Origin of the sequence: Variovorax monticola, from assembly GCF_051216855.1 — a bacterium.
Classification (GTDB): domain Bacteria; phylum Pseudomonadota; class Gammaproteobacteria; order Burkholderiales; family Burkholderiaceae_C; genus Variovorax.
In genome coordinates, this window is record NZ_JBPJZP010000002.1 from 1,003,564 (window position 1) to 1,022,001 (window position 18,438).

Annotated in this window: 13 protein-coding genes and 3 tRNA genes; 10 read left to right on the forward strand and 6 right to left on the reverse strand. The window is 65.8% G+C overall.

Annotated features, from left to right (window positions below; genetic code table 11):
- The 5 genes from ACSFA5_RS10315 to hpnC are packed head-to-tail and all read right to left on the reverse strand — an operon-like array spanning position 1 to position 4,145.
- Complete coding sequence (locus tag ACSFA5_RS10315) at positions 1-309, reverse strand: hypothetical protein (protein WP_435443916.1); 309 nt, start codon at positions 307-309, stop codon at positions 1-3.
- Positions 306-1,565, reverse strand: a complete 1,260-nt coding sequence (hpnE, locus tag ACSFA5_RS10320; RefSeq protein ID WP_435443917.1) for a hydroxysqualene dehydroxylase HpnE — start codon at positions 1,563-1,565, stop codon at positions 306-308. Before hpnE ends, ACSFA5_RS10315 begins: the two co-directional genes overlap by 4 nt.
- The gene (locus tag ACSFA5_RS10325; protein WP_435443918.1) at positions 1,562-2,383 is read right to left on the reverse strand and encodes a hypothetical protein; all 822 of its coding nucleotides are present in this window, start codon (positions 2,381-2,383) and stop codon (positions 1,562-1,564) included. The genes hpnE and ACSFA5_RS10325 overlap by 4 nt, the downstream gene beginning before the upstream one ends.
- 11 nt (positions 2,384-2,394) lie before the next feature.
- Positions 2,395-3,234, reverse strand: a complete 840-nt coding sequence (hpnD, locus tag ACSFA5_RS10330) for a presqualene diphosphate synthase HpnD (protein WP_435443919.1) — start codon at positions 3,232-3,234, stop codon at positions 2,395-2,397.
- The gene (gene hpnC / locus ACSFA5_RS10335; protein WP_435443920.1) at positions 3,231-4,145 is read right to left on the reverse strand and encodes a squalene synthase HpnC; all 915 of its coding nucleotides are present in this window, start codon (positions 4,143-4,145) and stop codon (positions 3,231-3,233) included. The genes hpnD and hpnC overlap by 4 nt, the downstream gene beginning before the upstream one ends.
- Before the next feature lie 72 nt (positions 4,146-4,217).
- Here hpnC and ACSFA5_RS10340 point away from each other — a divergent pair, with 72 nt between their 5' ends.
- From ACSFA5_RS10340 to ACSFA5_RS10355, 4 genes are all read left to right on the forward strand, one after another.
- The gene (locus tag ACSFA5_RS10340) at positions 4,218-6,137 is read left to right on the forward strand and encodes a potassium transporter Kup (RefSeq protein WP_435443921.1); all 1,920 of its coding nucleotides are present in this window, start codon (positions 4,218-4,220) and stop codon (positions 6,135-6,137) included.
- Between the two features lie 139 nt (positions 6,138-6,276).
- On the forward strand, positions 6,277-7,497 hold the full coding sequence (locus ACSFA5_RS10345) for an efflux RND transporter periplasmic adaptor subunit (RefSeq protein ID WP_435443922.1): 1,221 nt from the start codon (positions 6,277-6,279) through the stop codon (positions 7,495-7,497).
- Positions 7,494-10,679 (forward strand): efflux RND transporter permease subunit, encoded by a 3,186-nt coding sequence (locus tag ACSFA5_RS10350; RefSeq protein ID WP_435443923.1) that lies wholly within the window; start codon positions 7,494-7,496, stop codon positions 10,677-10,679. The genes ACSFA5_RS10345 and ACSFA5_RS10350 overlap by 4 nt, the downstream gene beginning before the upstream one ends.
- A 97-nt stretch (positions 10,680-10,776) precedes the next feature.
- Positions 10,777-10,863: transfer RNA gene (locus ACSFA5_RS10355), tRNA-Leu, on the forward strand.
- Between the two features lie 72 nt (positions 10,864-10,935).
- On the opposite strand, the gene ACSFA5_RS10360 is transcribed toward ACSFA5_RS10355, so the two are convergent.
- Positions 10,936-11,883: a hypothetical protein gene (locus ACSFA5_RS10360; protein ID WP_435443924.1), complete on the reverse strand. Its 948-nt coding sequence runs from the start codon at positions 11,881-11,883 to the stop codon at positions 10,936-10,938.
- Between the two features lie 264 nt (positions 11,884-12,147).
- Here ACSFA5_RS10360 and tig point away from each other — a divergent pair, with 264 nt between their 5' ends.
- The 6 genes from tig to ACSFA5_RS10390 all read left to right on the forward strand — a co-directional run bounded on the left by tig (position 12,148) and on the right by ACSFA5_RS10390 (position 18,303).
- Complete coding sequence (gene tig / locus ACSFA5_RS10365; RefSeq protein WP_435443925.1) at positions 12,148-13,467, forward strand: trigger factor; 1,320 nt, start codon at positions 12,148-12,150, stop codon at positions 13,465-13,467.
- A 116-nt stretch (positions 13,468-13,583) separates the two neighbouring features.
- Positions 13,584-14,192 (forward strand): ATP-dependent Clp endopeptidase proteolytic subunit ClpP, encoded by a 609-nt coding sequence (gene clpP / locus ACSFA5_RS10370; protein ID WP_409167644.1) that lies wholly within the window; start codon positions 13,584-13,586, stop codon positions 14,190-14,192.
- 110 nt (positions 14,193-14,302) lie between these two features.
- A complete protein-coding gene (gene clpX, locus ACSFA5_RS10375) occupies positions 14,303-15,568 on the forward strand; it encodes an ATP-dependent Clp protease ATP-binding subunit ClpX (RefSeq protein WP_215245198.1) in 1,266 nt (421 codons plus the stop codon).
- Positions 15,569-15,591: 23 nt separating this feature from the next.
- Complete coding sequence (gene lon, locus ACSFA5_RS10380) at positions 15,592-18,033, forward strand: endopeptidase La (protein WP_435443926.1); 2,442 nt, start codon at positions 15,592-15,594, stop codon at positions 18,031-18,033.
- 57 nt (positions 18,034-18,090) lie between these two features.
- Positions 18,091-18,166, forward strand: a tRNA-Gly gene (locus ACSFA5_RS10385).
- Positions 18,167-18,229: 63 nt separating this feature from the next.
- Positions 18,230-18,303 (forward strand) — tRNA-Cys (locus ACSFA5_RS10390).
- Positions 18,304-18,438 lie beyond the last annotated feature (135 nt).

Here is an 18,438-nt window from a genome sequence, read left to right on the forward strand (position 1 = left end):
TCAGTCGAGCGCGAACCGTTCGCGCAATGCCGCGCAGAAATCTTCGGTGCCGCTCAACGAGAAGGTGAGGGTGTCGAAGCGCGGGTTGTCCTCGTGCGTTTCCTGCAGGTCGAAGTCCCACATCGCGCCTTCTTCGAGGGCGCCGCGCCCATCGGGGAAGGTGGCCTCGGCCCAGGCCAGCACCCGCGCGATCTCGGCCTGCACCTCGGGCGTCTTGTGCGGCGGCGTCGACGCCATCGCGTCGAAGGTGCCGTGGCCTTCGGTGTCTTCGCTGTAGTCGAAATCGAGGTATCGCAGTTCGGTCGTCATGGAATCAACGCCTTGGCGGCGGCCAGCCCGCTGAGCACCGCGCCCTCGAGCGTGGCGGGGTAGGGGCCGTCGATGTAGTCGCCGCACGCGCGAAGGCCCGGCGCAATGGCCGACGGGGGCCTGGCGAGTGCGGGCGTGCAGGCGAAGGTGGCGCGCTTCTCGACGACGGTCTGCACAAGCTGCAGGTTCGCCTGGCCCAGTTGCGCGGCGGCTTGCGCGATCACTTGTTCTTCCAGCATTTCGCGCGATGTTTCGTTGGCGCTGACGACCATGGCGAGCACGCCGTGCAGGCCGCCGAGCTGGCCCTTGTCGAAGGCGAACTGCGCGGGGGCCGTGGCCGGGTTGCTGCGCAGCGCGAGCATGGGTTCGGCGAGCGGCGAGGCGCCGCGCACGTAGACCGTGGCGATGGCTTCGAAGCGCAGGGCCTCGGTGGTGGCGCACCATGCGCCGGCCGACAGGCCTGAAGCGCGGACCAGCCGCGCGGCATCCCACGGCGCGCAGGCCAGCACGACCTTGTCGAAGGTTTCGTCGTCGACGCGCCAAAGGCCCGCTTCGGGCGCCATCGTGCGAACGCGATGGCCGATGCGTACGGTCGCGCCATGCGCCGTCAGCCATCGAATGGCGGCATCGGGCAGCAGAGCGCCCAGGTCGGCGCGCGGCAACAGCAGGTCCGCGCCACCGCTGCCGCTGAAGAGCGCGTCGTTCAGCACGCGCAGGAAGACCTGGCCGCTCGACTGGGCCACGGGCGTGTTCAATGCGGAGACGCACAGCGGCTCGATCAGCTCCTGCATCACGCGCGGCGCAAGGCCGGCGCACAGGTCGGCGACCGTGGTGTGCGCGGCGCAGCGAAAGCCGGCAAGCCGCCAGCGGACCGCCGTGCGCAGCAGCGACGATTTGTCGCGCCAGTTCCAGCCGCGCGCCGTGAAGATGCCCGCCAACAGGTCGAGCGGCGCGGGCCATCGAGGCAGCTTGAGCCCCCCGCCGTCGGCGAAGCGCAATGAGAGCGGCAGGCGCAGCAACGCGTTTTCGACATCGACACCCACGTCGCGCATCAGCTTGAGCGTGGCGGTGTAGGCACCGATCAGGATGTGCTGGCCGTTGTCCAGCGCCATGCCGTGCATGTGGTCGACGCGGCGCGCGCGCCCGCCCGGCGTGGGCGCGGCTTCGAACAGCGTGACGGCGTGGCCCAGGCGCGTGGCTTCGACGGCGCAGGCGAGGCCGGCCCAGCCGGCGCCGATGACGGCAAGCTTTTTCATCGTCGGGGGGTGCGGGGAAGACGGATGCGGTCGTTGTAGGGGTACAGGTCGTCGTCGGGCTTGTCGCAAAGGACAAAGCACCTGTGCGTGAGCACTTCGATGCGCTCGGCCTTGGTCAACTCGTCGTCGTACGACGGACTGGGCAGCGTTGCCAGGTCGCACGTGCCGTCTGCGTTGAAGACCAGGTCGCTGCCGTCGATCAGGTCGCGCCGGAACGCGGTGCGCCATTGCGAGTTGGAACCCCAGCCGTCGGACGAATCGGCGGTTCGGCGGTGCTTGCGATGCAAGGCCCAGTAGAGGGTCGACGACGCTGCGATGTCGAGTTGCAGTGCCCCCGGTGTACAGGAGATGGCGACGCCCGCACGGGAGAACAACAGCGTTCCGAGCATCAGCGCAGGCCAAACTATTCGCGTCAGTGCGATCTCTTCATGTTGGGGCACGGTCGCCGTCGTGACTTCGACGATTTCGTGGAAGAACGGCGAGTACGCCGGCTCGTGCGCCACACGGCAGCCGATGCCGGTCATGAACGCCACGTAATCCGCGAGCCCTACGCTGGGTCCTTTTTGGTCCTGCCCAGCGTCCTCCTGGAAAGCCAGCAAGAGCGCCTGATTGACGCGCGACAGTGCATAAAGCCGCCAGGAGTCTTCGCAGGCTATCGGTGCTGGCGAGGTGCTTCGTGCGAAGGCGATTGCCCATTCACGCTCCTCTTCATGGGCCTCCATCCAGGGAGAGAGCAAGGTCCGGAAGAGATCGTCGACGGGCTTGCTCTCGTGAATCGCTTCGAAGAGCTCGCGATACGGCACTTGGCAGTGGTGCATGACAGCGGAGACTAGATCCGCCCGAGCGCCTGAACCTTCCACGCCAGCCACAGCTTGCGCACCGGCGTCAGGCTCACGCGCTGGTTCAGCACCTGGAAGTTGTCGTGCGCTATCTCGCGCAGCAGCGTGCGATAGATGCTGGCCATCATCAGGCCCGGCTTCTGCGCGCGGCGGTCGGCCAGCGGAAGCATCGACAGGGCTTCGTCGTAGGCGGCGTGGGCGCGCTCGGCCTGGAACTTCATCAGCGCGACGAAGCGCTCGGAGTGCACGCGGTTCAGAATTTCGTGCGCCTTCACGTCGAACTTCTGCAGCTCGTTCACCGGCAGGTAGATGCGGCCGCGCAGAGCGTCCTCGCCCACGTCGCGCAGGATGTTGGTGAGCTGCAGCGCCAGGCCCAGCTTGTGGGCGTAGGCGGTGGTTTGCGCGTCGGTCTGGCCGAAGATGCGCGCCGCGACTTCGCCCACCACGCCGGCCACCAGGTGGCAGTAGCGCGCGAGGCCGGGAAAGTCGAGGTAGCGGGTCTGGTCCAGGTCCATCTGGCAGCCGTCGATCACCTCGATCAGTTGGCGCGCCTCGATGCCGTAGGTCGCGGCGTGCGGCATCAGCGCCTGCATCACCGGGTGGCGCGGCGTGCCGGCGAAGGCTTGGGCGACCTCGGTGCGCCACCAGGCGAGCTTGGTGGCGGCCACGCCGGGGTCGGTGACCTCGTCGACCACGTCGTCGACCTCGCGGCAGAAGGCATAGAACGCGGTGATCGCGGCGCGCCGCGGCTTGGGAAGAAACAGGAAGGCGTAATAGAAACTGCTGCCCGAAGCGGCGGCCTTGTCTTGCACGTATTGCTCGGGATTCATCGGGGAGGCGCTGCTTTCATGGGCCGCCATTGTCTCCGCATCCGCAGCGCGTTCCAGAGCAGCACGGGCGCGTCGAGCTTGCCGATGGTGGGGCGCTGCGAGAAGGTGTCGAAGCCCAGGTCCGTGATCTTGTCGAGTATGCGCAGGCCGCCCTGCACGACGAAGCGCAGCTCCCAGCCCATGCGGCCCGGCAGGCGGTGCACGAGAGGGGCGCCTTCGGTCATGAGCTCGCGGGCCCAGTGCGACACCACTGCTATCAAGTTGATAGCTTCCTGAGGAGGTTCGGCGCGCGTGAGTGGCGCAAATACCTTGAAGTTTTCGGGCGTCAGGCCGCGCCGGGCGCAGTCGGTCAGGGGAAAGTAGAAGCGCCCTCGCGGCAGGTCGACGCTCGGGTCTTGCCAGAAGTTGATGAGCTGCAGCGCGCTGCAGATGGCGTCGCTCTGCGCGAGCGCTTGCGCGTCGTGCACGCCGTACAGGTGCAGCAGCAGCCGGCCGACGGGGTTGGCCGAGCGGCGGCAGTAGTCGAGCAGTTCGGCGCGGTCGGCGTAGCTGCCACGGTCGCGGGTTTTCTCGATGTCCTGCATGAAGGCGCTCAGCAGGTCGGCCAGCAATTCTTCGGGCAGGCCGTGGCGGGCGATGCTGTGGACGAGCGGGCCGAACACCTGGGGCCAGCGCGACGAGGCGACCACCTCGCCTTGCGCGGCGGCGGCGAGTTCTTCTCTGTAGGCGCGCAGCTCGGCCAGGCGCTCGGCGGGCGAGGCGTTGCCTTCGTCGGCGATGTCGTCCGCGGTGCGCGCAAAGTGATAGATCGCGGCAACGGGTGCTCGCAAGTGCGGTGGGCACAGCCACGAGGCGACCGGAAAGTTCTCGTAGTGCGCCGGTGGGGCGGCAAGGTGGGGAGTGGCGGACACGCGACGATTGTCCGCCACGGCGCCATGCCCCGGCACTATGCTCGCACCGTCGCCACTTTGAACTTCCGCTTCATGAAAGCATCCGCTCCGGCTTCCGGGCCTCAGGTTTCCGCGCACGGCGAGGCGCACCCGGCGGGTCCCACGCTCATGATCGCGGCGCTCGGCGTCGTGTTCGGCGACATCGGCACGTCGCCGCTCTACGCCTTCAAGGAGACGATGAACCCCGAGCACGGCATTCCGTTCTCGCCCGACTCGGTGCTGGGGCTGCTGTCGCTGATCTTCTGGGGGCTGATGTTCGTGGTGACGCTGAAGTACGTGGTGTTCGTGCTGCGCGCCGACCACGACGGCGAAGGCGGCATCCTGGCGCTGCAGGCGCTGGCCCGCAGCGCGGTGGCCGGGCCGAAGACCAGGCCCTGGGTGTGGAACGTGATCGGCATGCTGGGCCTGGTGGGCGCGGCCATGTTCTACGGCGACAGCCTGATCACGCCCGCCATCTCGGTGCTGTCGGCCGTGGAAGGCCTGGAGGTGCAGGCGCCCGTGCTGCAGCGCGCGGTGCTGCCGATCACCGTGGTCATCTTGATCGGGCTGTTCGCGGTGCAGAAGAAGGGCACGGGCGTGGTCGGCAAGGTGTTCGGGCCGGTCATGTTGCTGTGGTTCCTGGTGCTGGCGGCGGCCGGGCTGTGGCAGATATTGCAGCAGCCGCAGGTGCTGGCGGCGCTGGACCCGCGCCACGCCGTGCGCTTTCTGTTCGAGCACCGGGCGCAGTCGCTCGCGGTGCTGGGCGCCGTGTTCCTGGCCTTCACGGGGGGCGAGGCGCTGTATGCCGACATGGGGCACTTCGGCGCGCGGCCGATCCGCCAGGCGTGGATCTTCATCGCGCTGCCGGGGCTGGTGCTGAACTATTTCGGGCAGGGCGCGCTGGTGCTGGGCAACCCGGCCGCCATCGACAACCCGTTCTTCCGGCTCTTTCCGTCGTGGGGCGTGCTGCCGATGGTGGTGCTGGCCGCCATGGCGACGGTGATCGCCTCGCAGGCGGTGATCTCGGGCGCCTTCTCGCTCACGGCGCACGCCATGCGCATGGGCTACCTGCCGCGCATGCGGGTGATCCAGACCTCGGGCACGGCCATCGGACAGATCTATGTGCCGGCGGTCAACTGGCTGCTGATGGTGGGGGTGCTGCTGCTGGTGCTGGGCTTTCGCAGCTCGGGCGCGCTGTCGGCGGCCTACGGCATCGCGGTGTCGATCACGATGGTGACGACCACGCTGCTGGCGGGCATCGTGGCCTGGGGGCTGTGGCGCTGGAACCGGGTGGCGGTGGTGGTCGGCGTGGCGGCCTTCGCGGTGGTCGACCTGACCTTCGTGGTGGCCAACAGCCTGAAGATCGCCGAGGGCGGCTGGCTCACGCTGGCCGTGGCGGCCGGGGTGATGGTGCTTTTCACCACCTGGGCCAAGGGCCGCCGGCTGGGGCTGGAAGCCGCCGCGGCCGAGAGCCTGCCGCTGCGCCCGTTCATCGAATCGCTGGCGCTGCACATGCCGCACCGGGTGAGCGGCACGGCGGTGTTTTTGAACCCCGACGCCACCGCGGTGCCGCATGCGCTGCTGCACAACCTCAAGCACAACCAGGTGCTGCACGAACAGGTGATCGTGCTGCGCGTGCTGCCCTGCGACACGCCGCGCGTGGACGCGGGAAACCGCATCGAGGCAGAGCAGCTGATGGACGGCATATGGGTGGTCACCGCGCGCCATGGGTTCATGGAGCGGCCCGACGTGCCGGAGTTCATCCGCATCCTGGCGTACCAGAAGACGCTGGCCATCGACTCGATGAAGACCTCGTACTTCGTCTCGCGCGCCTCGGTGGGCGAGGAAAACCTGCCGGACCTGAACCCCATTCGGCGCGCCTTGTTCGGCTGGCTGCAGCGCAACGCGGGGCGGGCGTCCGACTATTTCGAGTTGCCCGACAACCGGCTGGTGGAGATGGGCCAGCGCACCTAGCGTGAGTGGGCGGCAGGCGGGTTGCAGGCCGACAATCCGCCCGTAGTGACCGGCGAGTCATTGACAGTATTTAACGTTTACCCTAGATTACTAACCGGTGGGTCATTAATGGCCCGGTTCGTTCTTCCTAGGGTGTCTCATGACCGCCTCCGCCGTCCTTTCTTCTCGTGCCCGCAGCGCCGCATGGCTGCTGCTTCCCGCCATTTTCCTGGCCGGCTGTTCGCCGAAACCCGTTGCCGAGGAGCCCGTTCGCGCGGTCAAGTTCGTGACCGTGGGTACGAGCGACTTCGATGCCCAGCCCGAGTTTTCGGCCGAGGTGCGCGCGCGCGTCGAGTCGCGCCTGGGCTTTCGGGTGGCGGGCAAGATCACCCGGCGCCAGGCCGAACTCGGCCAGCGCGTGCAGGCCGGCCAGGTGCTGGCCCAGTTGGATCCGCAGGACTACAAGCTCGCCGCCGACGCCGCCCGCGCGCAGCAGGCCGCCGCGCTGACCAACCGCGACCTGGCCGCGGCCGACCTCAAGCGCTACGCCGAATTGCGCCAGCAGAACTTCATCAGCGGCGCCGAGCTCGAGCGCCGCGAAACCACCTGGAAAGCCGCGCAGGCGCAGCTCGAACAGGCGCAGGCGCAGCTCGCCTCGCAGGGCAACCAGGCCACGTACACGACGCTGGTGGCCGACGTGGCCGGCGTCATCACCGCCATCGAGGCCGAGCCCGGGCAGGTGGTGCAGGCCGGTACGCCGGTGGTGCGCATCGCCCAGGACGGCGCGCGCGACGTGGTGTTCGCGGTGCCGGAAGACCGCGCCACGCTCATCAAGACCGGCACGCCCGTCACGGTGCGCGGCTGGTCGGGCGGCAGCGAGCTGCTGGGCCAGGTGCGCGAAGTGGCGGCGAGCGCCGACGCGGTCACGCGCACGTACTCGGTCAAGGTCGCCATCGACGCGGCCACCTCGCCGCCGCTGGGTGCCACGGTCTACGCGCGTCCGCAGGCGCTGGCCCACGCCAGCACAGCGGTGATGAAGCTGCCGACGAGCGCGCTGCGCCAGGAAGGCAAGGGCTCGGCCGTGTGGGTGCTCGACAAGGCGACCATGACGGTGCGTTCGCAGCCGGTGCAGGTGGCCACCGCCGACGGCAATGAAGCCGTCATCGCCTCGGGCATCGCGCCCGGCATGATGGTCGTGGCCGCGGGCGTGCATGTGCTGTCGCCGGGGCAGAAGGTCACCATCTACCAGTCGAAGGAGGCGGCCGCGGCCGCCGCCAATGCCGCCGCAATCGCCGGCGCGAAGGAGTCGGCGCAGCCCGTGGCCGCCGTTGCTGCGACGAACAAGGAGATCGCTCCAGGCACAACGGGTGCCGCCAAATGAGCGGCGGCGCAGCAGATTCCCACGACAAGCCCTCCGGCTTCAACCTCTCCAAATGGGCGCTGGACCACGCGCCCCTCACGCGCTACCTGATGGTGGTGCTGATGGTGCTGGGCGCGTTCGCGTACTTCCAGCTCGGCCAGGACGAGGACCCGCCCTTCACCTTCCGTGCAATGGTGGTGCGCACCTACTGGCCCGGCGCCACCGCGCAGCAGGTGGCCGAGCAGGTCACCGACAAGATCGAGCGCACGCTGCAGGAGGCGCCGTACGCCGACAAGATCCGCAGCTACTCGAAGCCCGGCGAGTCGCAGATCATCTTCAACATCAAGGACTCGTCCAAGTCCACCGAAGTGGCCAACGTCTGGTACACGGTGCGCAAGAAGATCGGCGACATGCGCGCCACCTTGCCCGCCGGCGTGCAGGGGCCGTTCTTCAACGACGACTTCGGCGATGTCTACGGCGTGATCTACGCGCTGGAAAGCGAAGGCTTCAGCTACGCCGAGCTCAAGACGCTGGCCGACGACGTGCGCCAGCAGCTGCTGCGCGTGAAGGACGTGGCCAAGGTCGACCAGTTCGGCGTGCAGGACGAGAAGGTCTACATCGAGATCTCGCAGAAGCGCCTGGCGCAGCTGGGGCTGGACTTCAACGCGGTGCTGTCGCAGCTGGGGTCGCAGAACGCGATCGAGAGCGCGGGCACCATCCAGTCGCCGCAGGACGTGGTGCAGGTGCGCGTGGCGGGCCAGTTCACCAGCGTCGACCAGCTGCGCGACATGCCCATTCGCGGAAGCTCGGGCAACCAGCTGAAGCTGGGCGACATCGCGGACATTCGCCGCGGCTACGTCGATCCGCCGGCCGTGAAGGTGCACCACCAGGGCAAGGAAGTGATTGCGCTGGGCGTGTCGATGGCCAAGGGCGGCGACATCATCGCGCTGGGCAAGTCGCTGCGCGCCACCACCGCCACCATCGACCAGCGCCTGCCGGCCGGCGTGAAGCTGGCGCAGGTGCAGGACCAGCCGGTGTCGGTGGCCAGCTCGGTCAATGAATTCGTGGGCGTGCTGATCGAGGCCGTGGCCATCGTGCTGGCGGTGAGCATCATTGCGCTGGGCCTGCACAAGGGCGGGCGCTTCGGCTGGTACATCGACATGCGCCCGGGGCTGGTGGTGGCCATCACCATTCCGCTGGTGCTGGCCGTGACCTTCCTGGCGATGAACTACTTCGGCATCGGGCTGCACAAGATATCGCTGGGCTCGCTCATCATCGCGCTCGGCCTGCTGGTGGACGACGCGATCATCGCGGTCGAGATGATGGTGCGCAAGATGGAAGAGGGCTACGACAAGGTCAGCGCCGCCACCTATGCCTACGACGTGACGGCCAAGCCGATGCTCACGGGCACGCTCATCACGGCGGCAGGCTTCCTGCCGATCGGCCTGGCGAAGTCGGTGACGGGCGAGTACACCTTCGCGATCTTCGCGGTGACGGTGATTGCGCTGGTGCTGTCGTGGATCGTGTCGGTGTACTTCGTGCCCTACCTCGGCACGCTGCTGCTGAAGGTGAAGGCGCACGACCCGGACGCACCGCCGCACGAGATGTTCGACTCGCCGTTCTACAACGCGTTTCGCCGTGCGGTGAACTGGTGCGTGGAATACCGCTGGACGACCATCGGCGTGACGGTGCTGATCTTCGCGCTGGGCATCGTCGGCATGGGCAAGGTGCAGCAGCAGTTCTTTCCGGACTCGAGCCGGCCCGAAATTCTGGTCGACATCTGGTTCCCCGAAGGCACCTCGTTCGCGGCCAACGAAGAGGTCGCCAGGCGCGTGGAGCAGCGCTTCATGCAGGAAGAGGGCGTGAAGACCGTCAGCACCTGGATCGGCTCGGGCGTGCCGCGCTTCTACCTGCCGCTGGACCAGGTCTTTCCGCAGACCAACGTGTCGCAGCTCATCGTGCTGGCCAAGGACCTGAAGGTGCGCGAGACGCTGCGCCTGAAGCTGCCGCAGATGCTGGCGCAGGAGTTTCCCGAGGTGCGCGGGCGCGTGAAGTTGCTGCCCAACGGGCCGCCGGTGGCGTACCCGGTGCAGTTCCGCGTGATCGGCCTCGACCCGGCGCAGCTGCGCGCCCATGCCGACGAGGTGAAGGCCGTGCTGCGCGACAACGCCAACATGCGCGGCGTGAACGACAACTGGAACGAGTCGGTCAAGGTGATCCGCCTGGAGATCGACCAGGCCAAGGCGCGTGCGCTGGGCGTGACGAGCCAGGCCATCGCGCAGGCATCCAAGACCATGTTCAGCGGCACCACCGTGGGCCAGTACCGCGAGAACGACCAGCTGATCGACATCGTGCTGCGCCAGGCGCCGGACGAGCGCCAGGCCATCTCGGACATCGGCAATGCCTACATCCCGACGAGCTCGGGCCGCTCGATTCCGCTCACGCAGATCGCCAAGCCGGTGTTCACCTGGGAGCCGGGCGTGATGTGGCGCGAGAACCGCGACTACGCCATCACCGTGCAGGGCGACGTGATCGAGGGGCTGCAGGGCGCCACCGTCACGGCCCAGCTGCTGCCGAAGCTGCGCGAGCTCGAAGCGGGCTGGGCGGCTGCAGGGCAGGGCGGCTATCGCATCGACGTGGCGGGCGCGGTGGAGGAAAGCAGCAAGGGCTCGGCCTCCATCGTGGCGGGCGTGCCGATCATGCTGTTCCTGGTGTTCACGCTGCTGATGCTGCAGCTGCACAGCTTCAGCCGCTCGCTGCTGGTGTTCATCACCGGGCCGATGGGCATTGCCGGCGTGGCCGCCGCGCTGCTGCTGCTGAACCGGCCCTTCGGCTTCGTCGCGCTGCTGGGCGTGATCGCGCTGATGGGGATGATCCAGCGCAACGCGGTGATCCTGATCGACCAGATCGAGCTGGACCGCGCGGCGGGCGTGCCGGCGTGGGACGCGATCGTGGAGTCGGCGGTGCGGCGTTTGCGCCCCATCGTGCTGACAGCGGCCGCGGCGGTGCTGGCCATGATTCCGCTGTCGCGCAGCGTGTTCTGGGGGCCGATGGCGGTGGCCATCATGGGCGGGCTGATCGTGGCCACGGTGCTGACGCTGCTGGCCCTGCCGGCGATGTACGCCGCCGCATTCCGCGTGAAGCGCGAGCCGGGCGAGCCGGTGGCTTCGCATGCACCGAATGGGGCTGCGATTAGTGTTTAAAATCGAAGGCTGACCGATTTCAAGCGGATGGTCTTTGGCCATGCTTCATGGCACCAAGGGGCCGTCCGCTTTTGCATTCACCTGAAAGATTGGCATCGCGCGGGTGGCGAAATTGGTAGACGCACCAGGTTTAGGTCCTGACGTTCGCAAGAACGTGCCGGTTCGAGTCCGGCCCCGCGCACCAGCCCTGCTCAATAGCCTGTCTATGGCGCAGTGACGAAGCCCCCGTTTCGAAAGAGACGGGGGCTTTTTCTTTTCACCAGTCGTTGTCGTTGTCCGAGCCGCTGCCGTTGCTCGCGTCGTCCCACGAGCTCGTGTCGGTGATGCCGAAGTCGTTGTCTGCGATGCGCTCGGGCTCCTGCGGCGAAGAAGAAGGCCAGAGGCTGCGGCCCATCTCGGTGTTGCCGCTGTCGCTGCTGTTGTTGGCGACGCGGGACGTGTCGTTCCGGTCCGTGGTGTCCGACCGGTCGTGCATCCAGTGGCGCACGGCCTCCTGGGCCACGACCGCGCCGATGCCTACCGCGGCGCCCGTGGCGAGTGCGCCGCCCAGGCCCATGCCCGGCGCGGCTGCGGGCGGCGCCGCAGGCGTCCAGTTGCCGCCGCTGCCATAGCTTGCGTAGCCGTTGGGTGCAGCGGCGGCGCTGGGTGCAGTTCCGTAGGGCGGGCTGTACGACGGCGCCTGCGCAGCGGGCGGCGCCACCCGGCGGCGAAAGGCGAGGTAGCCGACGGCGAGCAACGCCACCAGGGCGATCGGCAGCCATGGAGTGGAGCCTGTCTTTCCCTCGGTTTGCTGCGGCACGGAGGCGGGCGTGCTCACGCGTGCGGGCTCGGCGCGCGGCGGTGTTGCCGCGGGCTTGTCGAGCTTGTCGGTGAGCCGCGAGACCGCTTCGGGCTTGGCGAAGGCCAAGTCGGGCGACAGCGCCTTTGCCTTGGCCAATGCCGTTCTCGCGCCCTCGAGCTTGCCTTGCGCCGCAAGGAGCTCCGCCTGGACGAAATGGGCCTTGGCGCTGTTGGGGTGGTCTTTCAACACCTTGGCGATCATGGTGTCGGCGTCGGCCATCCGGCCGCCGTTGGCCGCTTCGTAGACCTGCTGGATGGTGGGCTCGTTCGATGCGGGCGCATCGGCCTTGGCCTGCGCCAACGAGGGCATGCCGAAGGCCAGGACAAGGGCGAGGCCGAAGGCGGCGAACAGTCGCTGAAACATGAAATCTCCTGTGCGTTCCTGTGAGAAGGAACGAATCGAAGCTCACTCTAAAGCGCGAACATTGGACAAACCTGACCGTCGTTCGCGCCAAGACAAACCCTCGTGAAAACCCGCTTTTCCGCCAGTTTAGAATCGCGGGTTGCCCAGTTTTGCTGGCGGCACGTGTGTGCCTCCGCATAAATCCCGCCAGCGCGTGTAAGTCCTTGATCTGTATCGAAAAAAGATGCAGGCCCCGCGCACCGGCCCCCTTACCAGGAAGACATCATGACCGTGACCGTTGAAACTCTCGAGAAGCTCGAACGCAAGATCACGCTGACCCTGCCGGTCGGCACCATCCAGAACGAAGTCGATTCGCGCCTCAAGAAGCTCGCGCGCACCGTCAAGATGGACGGCTTCCGTCCCGGCAAGGTGCCGATGAACGTCGTGGCCCAGCGCTATGGCTACTCGGTGCACTTCGAAGTCATGAACGACAAGGTCGGCGAAGCCTTCTCGCAAGCCGCCAACGAAGCCAAGCTGCGCGTGGCCGGCCAGCCCCGCATCACCGAAAAGGAAGAGTCGCCCGAAGGCGAACTGGCCTTCGACGCGGTCTTCGAAGTGTTCCCCGAAGTCAAGATCAACGACCTGTCCGCTGCTGAAGTCGAAAAGCTCTCGGCCGACGTGGGCGACGACGCCATCGACAAGACGCTGGACATCCTGCGCAAGCAACGCCGTACCTTCGCCCAGCGCGCGCAAGACGCCGTTGCACAGGACGACGACCGCGTGACGGTCGACTTCGAAGGCAAGATCGACGGCGAGCCGTTCCAGGGCGGCAAGGCCGAAGACTTCCAGTTCATCGTCGGCGAAGGCCAGATGCTCAAGGAATTCGAAGACGCCGTGCGTGGCATGAAGTCCGGCGACAGCCGCACCTTCCCGCTGTCGTTCCCGGCCGATTACCACGGCAAGGACGTGGCCGGCAAGCAAGCCGACTTCATGGTCACGCTGAAGAAGATCGAAGCCTCGCACCTGCCCGAAGTCAACGAACAGCTCGCCAAGTCGCTCGGCATCGCCGAAGCCACGGTCGAAGGCCTGCGCGCCGACATCAAGCGCAACCTCGAGCGCGAAGTCAAGTTCCGCCTGCTGGCGCGTAACAAGAACGCCGTGATGGACGCGCTGGTGGCCAACGCCGAACTCGATCTGCCGAACGCCAGCGTGCAGTCGGAAGTCGGCCGCATGATCGAAGGCGCCCGCGCCGAGCTGAAGCAGCGCGGCATCAAGGACGCCGACAAGGCCCCGATTCCCGATGAAGTGTTCCGTCCTCAAGCCGAGCGCCGCGTGCGCCTGGGCCTGGTGGTGGCCGAGCTGGTGCGTGCCAACAACCTGCAGGCCAAGCCCGAGCAGATCAAGGCTCACATCGACGAGCTGGCTGCCAGCTACGAAAAGCCGGCCGACGTGGTGCGCTGGTACTTCAGCGACAACAACCGCCTGGCCGAAGTCGAGGCCGTGGTCATCGAAAACAACGTGACCGAATTCGTCCTGGCCAAGGCCAAGGTCAACGACAAGTCCGTGTCGTTCGACGAACTGATGGCGCAGCAACAGCAAGGCTGATTTCGATCGTTGCCCGCATCGCCAATGGGGCTTGTGCTTTGCGGCACGAGCCCCATTTCACTCAGGCGTACAGTGCATTCAGCAGCGAACGGCTTCATCTTCCGGAAAGAAAATTCATGATCGCAAACGAAATTCAAGGCCTCGGCATGGTTCCGATGGTCATCGAGCAATCGGGCCGCGGCGAGCGGTCTTACGACATCTACTCGCGCCTCCTCAAGGAGCGCATCATTTTCCTGGTGGGCGAGGTCAACGACCAGACGGCCAACCTCGTGGTGGCGCAGTTGCTGTTCCTCGAGAGCGAGAACCCGGAAAAAGACATCTCGTTCTACATCAACTCCCCGGGCGGCAGCGTGAGCGCAGGCATGGCGATCTACGACACCATGCAGTTCATCAAGCCCGATGTGTCGACCATGTGCCTCGGCTTCGCGGCCAGCATGGGCGCCTTCCTGCTGGCGGCCGGCGAGAAGGGCAAGCGTTTCTCGTTGCCCAACTCGAAGATCATGATCCACCAGGTGCTCGGCGGCGCACGCGGCCAGGCGACTGACATCGAAATCCATGCGCGCGACATCCTGCGCACCAAGGACCAGATGAACCGCATCCTGGCCGAGCGCACCGGCCAGCCGCTGGAAAAGGTCAAGAGCGACACCGAACGCGACTACTTCCTGACGGCCGACGAGGCCAAGGATTACGGTCTGGTCGACCAGGTCGTTGCCAAGCGCGGTTAAAACTGCCGGGCGCCCTGTGGCGCAAAAGGCAAAAAACGGCGTTTTCCACACGGGAAACGCCGTTTTTGTTTAGTTATCATTGTCCATTCCCTGTAACGAGGCACCTGTCCATGGCCGAAAAAAAAGGCTCTTCCAGCGAAAAAACGCTTTATTGCTCGTTCTGCGGCAAGAGCCAGCATGAGGTCAAGAAGCTGATCGCGGGCCCTTCGGTCTTCATCTGCGACGAGTGCATCGACCTCTGCAACGAGATCATCCGCGACGAGCTCCCCGCGGGCGAAGAGGCGCGCGAGGCGCGCAGCGACCTGCCCACGCCGCTGGAGATCAAGACCAACCTCGACAACTACGTGATCGGCCAGGAGCCGGCCAAGCGCATGCTGTCGGTGGCGGTCTACAACCACTACAAGCGCCTGCGCCACAAGGAAAAGGCCAAGGGCGACGACGTCGAGCTCAGCAAGAGCAACATTCTGCTGATCGGCCCCACGGGCTCGGGCAAGACGCTGCTGGCGCAAACGCTGGCGCGCATGCTCGACGTGCCGTTCGTGATGGCCGACGCCACCACGCTGACCGAAGCCGGCTACGTGGGCGAGGACGTCGAGAACATCATCCAGAAGCTGCTGCAGAGCTGCAACTACGAGGTCGAGCGGGCGCAGCGCGGCATCGTCTACATCGACGAAATCGACAAGATCTCGCGCAAGTCCGACAACCCGTCGATCACGCGCGACGTGTCGGGCGAGGGCGTGCAGCAAGCCCTGCTCAAGCTCATCGAAGGCACCATGGCCAGCGTGCCGCCGCAGGGCGGGCGCAAGCACCCGAATCAAGACTTTTTGCAGATCGACACGACCAACATCCTGTTCATCTGCGGCGGTGCGTTCGCCGGCCTGGAAAAGGTCATCGAAAACCGCACCGAGGCGTCGGGCATCGGCTTCGGCGCCAAGGTCAAGAGCAAGGCCCAGCGCAGCATCACCGAGGTGTTCCGCGAAGTTGAACCCGAAGACCTGATCAAGTTCGGCCTGATCCCCGAACTGGTCGGCCGCATGCCGGTGGTCGCGTCGCTTGCGGAGCTCAGCGAGGACGCGCTGGTGCAGATCCTGACCGAGCCCAAGAACGCGGTGGTCAAGCAGTTCACCAAGTTGCTGCAGATGGAAGGCGTGGACCTCGAGATCCGCCCTGCGGCGCTCAAGGCGATCGCCCGCAAGGCGCTGGCTCGCAAGACTGGTGCGCGCGGCCTGCGCTCGATCCTTGAACAGTCGCTGATCGACACCATGTTCGAACTACCGAACGCGACCAATGTCGACAAGGTGGTGGTCGAGGAATCGACCATCGACGAAAACAAGCCCCCGCTGCTCGTGTATCGCGAAGCAGCGAAAAAGGCCTAAAGCCAAAGACGCGAAGGATCTGCATGTCTGGCCACACCCCCTTGCCCCCCGAAGCACTCGACCTGCCGCTGCTCCCGCTGCGCGACGTCGTGGTGTTTCCCCACATGGTGATCCCGCTCTTCGTGGGACGCCCCAAGAGCATCAAGGCGCTTGAACTGGCCATGGAAGCGGAGCGCCGCATCATGCTGGTGGCGCAGAAGGCCGCCGCCAAGGACGAGCCCTCCGTCGAGGACATGTTCGAGGTCGGCTGCGTCTCCACCATCCTGCAGATGCTCAAGCTGCCCGATGGCACGGTGAAGGTGCTGGTCGAAGGCCAGCAACGCGCGCGCGTCAATCGCATCGACGACGGCGAGACCCATTTCTCTGCCAACGTAACGCCCCTGGCGCTTGCGGAAGGCGGTGAAAAGGGCACGGAGGTCGAGGCGCTGCGCCGTGCCGTGATGCAGCAGTTCGACCAGTACGTCAAGCTGAACAAGAAGATCCCGCCCGAGATCCTCACCTCCATCTCGAGCATCGACGATCCGGGCCGCCTGGCGGACACCATCGCCGCGCACCTGCCGCTCAAGCTCGACAACAAGCAGGCCGTGCTGGACCTCGACGACGTCAAGGCACGCCTGGAAAACCTGTTCGGCCAACTCGAGCGCGAAGTCGACATCCTGAATGTGGACAAGAAAATCCGTGGGCGCGTGAAGCGCCAGATGGAAAAGAACCAGCGCGACTTCTATCTGAACGAGCAGGTCAAGGCCATCCAGAAGGAGCTCGGCGAAGGCGAAGAGGGCGCGGACATCGAGGAGATCGAGAAGAAGATCAAGCTCGCCAAGATGTCCAAGGAAGGCCTCAAGAAGGCCGAGGGCGAGCTCAAGAAGCTCAAGCTCATGTCGCCCATGTCGGCCGAAGCCACCGTGGTGCGCAACTACATCGACGTGCTGATCGCGCTGCCGTGGAGCAAGAAGACGAAGATCAAGCACGACCTGGCCAATGCCGAGGCCGTGCTCAACGCCGATCACTACGGGCTCGAGAAGGTCAAGGACCGCATCCTGGAATATCTCGCGGTGCAGCAACGCGTCGACAAGGTCAAGGCGCCCATCCTGTGCCTCGTGGGGCCACCGGGCGTGGGCAAGACCTCTCTGGGGCAGTCGATCGCCAAGGCGACCGGTCGCAAGTACACGCGCATGGCGCTCGGCGGCATGCGCGACGAAGCCGAAATCCGCGGCCATCGCCGCACCTACATCGGCGCGCTGCCGGGCAAGGTGCTGCAGGGGCTGAGCAAGATCGGCACGCGCAATCCGCTGTTCCTGCTCGACGAAATCGACAAGCTGGGCACGGACTTCCGTGGCGACCCGTCGAGCGCGCTGCTCGAAGTGCTCGACCCGGAGCAGAACCACACTTTCGGCGACCACTATGTGGAAGTCGACTTCGACCTGAGCGACGTCATGTTCGTTGCCACCTCGAACTCGATGAACATTCCGCCGGCGCTGCTGGACCGCATGGAAGTCATTCGCCTTTCGGGCTACACCGAAGACGAGAAGACCAACATCGCGATCAAGTACCTGCTGCCGAAGCAGCTGAAGAACAACGGCGTCAAGGAAGAAGAACTCCTGGTCACCGAAGAAGCGGTGCGCGACATCGTGCGCTACTACACGCGTGAAGCGGGTGTGCGTTCGCTCGAGCGCGAGTTGTCCAAGATCTGCCGCAAGGTGGTGAAGGGGCTGCTGCTCAAGCAATTGACACCCAAGGTCACGGTCGACGGTGCCAACCTCAACGAGTTCCTCGGCGTGCGCAAGTACAGCTTCGGCCTCGCCGAGAAGCAGAACCAGGTTGGACAGGTGGTCGGCCTTGCATGGACGGAAGTCGGCGGCGACCTGCTCACGATCGAGGCGGTCACCATGCCCGGCAAGGGCGTGATCAGCCGCACCGGTTCGCTGGGCGACGTGATGAAGGAATCGGTCGAGGCCGCGCGCACCGTGGTGCGCAGCCGCTCGCGGCGCCTGGGCATCAAGGACGAAGTGTTCGAGAAGCGCGACATCCACATCCACGTGCCCGACGGCGCGACGCCCAAGGACGGCCCGAGCGCCGGCGCGGCGATGACGACGGCCTTCGTGTCGGCGCTCACGGGCATTCCCGTGCGCAGCGACGTGGCGATGACTGGCGAAATCACGCTGCGCGGCGAGGTGACCGCCATCGGCGGCCTGAAGGAAAAGCTGCTGGCCGCACTGCGCGGCGGCATCAAGACCGTGCTGATTCCGGAAGAGAACGCCAAGGACCTGCAGGACATCCCTGAGAACGTGAAGAACGGCCTCGAGATCGTGCCTGTGAAGTGGATCGACAAGGTGCTCGAGATCGCGCTCGAGAAGATGCCTGTGCCTTTGTCCGACGAAGAGGTGGCCGCATCGGCCGCTGCGGTGGCCGAACTAGCCAAACAGCGCGCAGGCGCGCCGGCTTCGGAAGGCTCGGTCAAGCACTGAGCGATGGCAAAACTTCGGGAGCCTCGAAATATTGGTATATAATTCGAGGCTCGAAACGCGGGAATAGCTCAGTTGGTAGAGCGCAACCTTGCCAAGGTTGAGGTCGAGAGTTCGAGTCTCTTTTCCCGCTCCAGTTTTGAAAAAGGGAAGCATCAGCTTCCCTTTTTTTCGCAGGTTCGAATTCGTATTTCTGCGTGGCGCGATAGCAAAGCGGTTATGCAACGGATTGCAAATCCGTGTAGCCCGGTTCGACTCCGGGTCGCGCCTCCACCAAATTCCCTGTTAAATCAACAGGTTACATGCCTCGGACCTTCCGGGGCATTTTTGTTTCTGGCCTCGTTTAAGTTCGTTTCGGGTTCGTTGCTACCCGAAATAAGCTCGTCTGCTACCCACGAACGGACTGTT

Coding starts and splice junctions, on each gene's coding strand:
- ACSFA5_RS10315 (WP_435443916.1), bottom strand. CDS start 309: ATGACGACCGAACTGCGATACCTCGATTTCGACTACAGCGAAGACACC.
- hpnE (WP_435443917.1), bottom strand. CDS start 1,565: ATGAAAAAGCTTGCCGTCATCGGCGCCGGCTGGGCCGGCCTCGCCTGC.
- ACSFA5_RS10325 (WP_435443918.1), bottom strand. CDS start 2,383: ATGCACCACTGCCAAGTGCCGTATCGCGAGCTCTTCGAAGCGATTCAC.
- hpnD (WP_435443919.1), bottom strand. CDS start 3,234: ATGAATCCCGAGCAATACGTGCAAGACAAGGCCGCCGCTTCGGGCAGC.
- ACSFA5_RS10340 (WP_435443921.1), top strand. CDS start 4,218: ATGAAAGCATCCGCTCCGGCTTCCGGGCCTCAGGTTTCCGCGCACGGC.
- ACSFA5_RS10345 (WP_435443922.1), top strand. CDS start 6,277: ATGACCGCCTCCGCCGTCCTTTCTTCTCGTGCCCGCAGCGCCGCATGG.
- ACSFA5_RS10350 (WP_435443923.1), top strand. CDS start 7,494: ATGAGCGGCGGCGCAGCAGATTCCCACGACAAGCCCTCCGGCTTCAAC.
- ACSFA5_RS10360 (WP_435443924.1), bottom strand. CDS start 11,883: ATGTTTCAGCGACTGTTCGCCGCCTTCGGCCTCGCCCTTGTCCTGGCC.
- tig (WP_435443925.1), top strand. CDS start 12,148: ATGACCGTGACCGTTGAAACTCTCGAGAAGCTCGAACGCAAGATCACG.
- clpP (WP_409167644.1), top strand. CDS start 13,584: ATGATCGCAAACGAAATTCAAGGCCTCGGCATGGTTCCGATGGTCATC.
- clpX (WP_215245198.1), top strand. CDS start 14,303: ATGGCCGAAAAAAAAGGCTCTTCCAGCGAAAAAACGCTTTATTGCTCG.
- lon (WP_435443926.1), top strand. CDS start 15,592: ATGTCTGGCCACACCCCCTTGCCCCCCGAAGCACTCGACCTGCCGCTG.